This window comes from Chryseobacterium sp. SIMBA_028, from assembly GCF_046535285.1.
GTDB lineage: Bacteria > Bacteroidota > Bacteroidia > Flavobacteriales > Weeksellaceae > Chryseobacterium.
Window position 1 is genome coordinate 1 of sequence record NZ_JAWRWZ010000098.1, and the last position, 352, is coordinate 352.

General features: G+C 58.8%; 1 protein-coding gene. It reads right to left on the minus strand.

The genetic code is table 11. The features are described from left to right. A partial coding sequence (locus tag SCA31_RS22710) for an ATP-binding cassette domain-containing protein (RefSeq protein WP_410699310.1) occupies positions 1-245 on the minus strand: 245 nt, incomplete at its 3' end. Between the last annotated feature and the right edge of the window lie 107 nt (positions 246-352).

Genomic DNA, 352 nt, shown 5'->3' on the forward strand with positions numbered 1-352 from the left:
GTGGTTTTGCCTGCGCCGTTCGGTCCGATGAGCCCCAAGATCTCGCCGCGGTTGATATCGAAGGACACGTTATCCAACGCGGTGAGTCCGCCGAACTTGATGGTGAGGTTTTGGACCTGCACCAGGGCATCGCCCACGCTGACTGCTATGTCGCGCTCCGGAGCAACCTTTTCGGCAACTTCGAGATCGACGCCTTGTTCCTTAAGGGCCTCGACGTCGATGTCCGGTTCAATTGCCTCACTCATCGCCGGCCCCCTTTCCTGTGCTTGTAGTCAACTGCCCGGTAGCCGGTTTCTTCATGGCCAAGGCTTTGACTTTGTTGTACGCGATCCGCCCGTACGCGAGCAGGCTC